4 protein-coding genes are annotated in these 1,939 nt (G+C 70.3%); 3 read left to right on the top strand and 1 reads right to left on the bottom strand.

Annotated elements, in window-relative coordinates:
- The coding region (locus tag ACWGE1_RS40955) for an HSP18 transcriptional regulator (protein ID WP_453425552.1) at nt 1-548 on the bottom strand (548 nt) is incomplete at its 3' end.
- 128 nt (nt 549-676) lie between these two features.
- Between ACWGE1_RS40955 and ACWGE1_RS40950 the strand changes: the two genes are divergently transcribed.
- The 3 genes from ACWGE1_RS40950 to ACWGE1_RS40940 form a co-directional block, all read left to right on the top strand.
- The gene (locus ACWGE1_RS40950; protein WP_453425551.1) at nt 677-1,111 is read left to right on the top strand and encodes an Hsp20/alpha crystallin family protein; all 435 of its coding nucleotides are present in this window, start codon (nt 677-679) and stop codon (nt 1,109-1,111) included.
- A 105-nt stretch (nt 1,112-1,216) separates the two neighbouring features.
- Nucleotides 1,217-1,612, top strand: a complete 396-nt coding sequence (locus tag ACWGE1_RS40945; RefSeq protein ID WP_202198236.1) for a DUF2267 domain-containing protein — start codon at nt 1,217-1,219, stop codon at nt 1,610-1,612.
- Nucleotides 1,613-1,670: 58 nt separating this feature from the next.
- The coding region (locus ACWGE1_RS40940; protein ID WP_453425550.1) for a DUF2267 domain-containing protein at nt 1,671-1,939 on the top strand (269 nt) is incomplete at its 3' end.

The raw sequence follows: 1,939 nt of genomic DNA, 5'->3' as shown, positions 1-1,939 counted from the left end.
GTGTCGGCCAGGGGGCGCACGAGGCGGGCGGTGTCGTTGTGGGCGAGGGCCTGGTTCAGGTCGCCGATGGCGCCTTCGGCGCCGGCGGGCAGGCCGGCCAGGGCGGTGATCTGGCCGGCGAGGCGGCGCAGTTCTGCGGCGTTGTCGCGGGCCCAGGTGTCCACGCTGCGGTCGGCGGCCCGGGTGTCGCGGGTGGCCTGGACGCGTTCCTCGCCGGTGCTTCCGGCTTTGCCGGGGCGCATCCGGAGGTAGCGGCGTTCTGCGGCCTGACGGCTGGCGACTCCGAGGGGGCCGGCGAGGTCGGCCCAGCTGGCGCCCTGGCCGCGGGCGGTTTCGATCAGGCCGGTTTCCCAGCCGGCGAGCTGCTCGCGGACCTCGCGGAGCATCAGCAGCGCCGCCAGGGCCGGGTGCGGGCCCGCGGCCGGTGCCGCTGCCGACGTGCTGGTGGAGGCTTGCTGCGCGTCCTTGACGGCCTGGTTGATGGTCTCCAGTGCCGCGGCGGCGGCCAGGAAGGTGACGGGTGCAGTCGGCTCTGCGGCCTCGGTCATGGCGGTCTCCGTGGTCTGTCATCCTCCAGATGACTGTTTGCTTGTCATCGTTTCGATGACATGTTACAACGGAAGCACGTTGAAGCGCATTGGCAGTTCCTGCCTGAACCAACTGGAGGTGTTTCGCGATGTTGATGCGCACCGACCCGTTCCGCGAGATGGACCGGATCGTCCAGCAGTTTTCGGGTACGTCGGGCACGTGGTCGAAGCCGTCCGTCATGCCCATGGACGCCTACCGCGACGGCGACGCGTACGTGATCGCCTTCGACCTGCCCGGTGTGAGCACCGAGGCGATCGACATCGACGTCGAGCGGAACATGCTGACCGTGAAGGCCGAACGCCGGCCCGTGGAGAAGGCCGACGGCGTGCAGATGGAACTCTCCGAGCGCCCTCTCGGTGTCTTCTCCCGTCAGATCATGCTGGCCGACACGCTCGACACCGAGCGCATCGAGGCCGACTACGACGCGGGTGTCCTGACCCTGCGGATCCCGATCGCCGAGCGCGCCAAGCCTCGGAAGATCGCCATCGGCGGCGAGGCGGGCCGCAAGCAGATCTCCGGCTGATCCGGCCGGTACCAGCGGCGGAGGACGGGGAACCCGATCCCCCTCCGGCACCCCGTCCTCCGCACCCCTTGGCCCCTTTCACCCCTCCCATGGAGGTGACGTGAGATGTCGATGCGCCGGGAAGCGTTCCTGGACCACGTCCAGGAACGCGGCGAGTACCGGACCCGGGAAGAAGCCGAACGCGCAGCCCGCGTCGTCCTCGCCCTGCTGGGCGCCCACCTGGTCGGCACCGTGCGGGCCGAGCTCGCCGCCCGGCTCCCCGAGACCTACGCCCTGATCCTCCTCAACCCCCTGCAGGCCGCGGAGCCGCTCTCCCCCGAACGCTTCGTCCGCGCGACCGCAGCCTGGATCGAAGGCGCCACCGAGACGACGGCCCTGTGGGACATCGGCGCAGTCCTCTCCACCGTGGCCGCCGCAGCTGGAGACATCCTCATCCGGGACGTCCTGCTCCAGCTCCCGCCCGGCTACGACCTCCTCTTCGGCCACCCCCAGCCCACCTGACCGGCCGACACCATCGGCCGGACACCGAATCATCGAAGAGAAAGGCAACCGCAGCACCATGTACGACCAGCCTCGACCGCACCAGGCCCACCCCGCCATGACGTTCGAGCAGATGCTGGAACGCGTGCGCTACGAAGGCGCCTACCCCACCCGCGAACGCGCCGAGGAAGCCGTCCGCACCGTCCTGGCCGCCCTCGGCCGCCAGCTCGTCGGAGACGAACGCGTCGACCTCGCCCAGGCCTTGCCCGTCGAAGCCGCCCTGGCCCTGACCGCCCAGATCCCCGCCACCGAACGGCTCACCGGCTGGAGCTTCATCAAGGACATGGC

The sequence above is a fragment of the Streptomyces sp. NPDC054932 genome (genome assembly GCF_053610205.1).
Note: the sequence above shows the minus strand (reverse complement) of the source record. Positions and strands in the feature narration are given on the sequence as shown.

Excerpts from the sequence above, each read along its gene's own strand:
- ACWGE1_RS40950 (WP_453425551.1), top strand. The coding sequence starts at position 677 with ATGTTGATGCGCACCGACCCGTTCCGCGAGATGGACCGGATCGTCCAG.
- ACWGE1_RS40945 (WP_202198236.1), top strand. The coding sequence starts at position 1,217 with ATGTCGATGCGCCGGGAAGCGTTCCTGGACCACGTCCAGGAACGCGGC.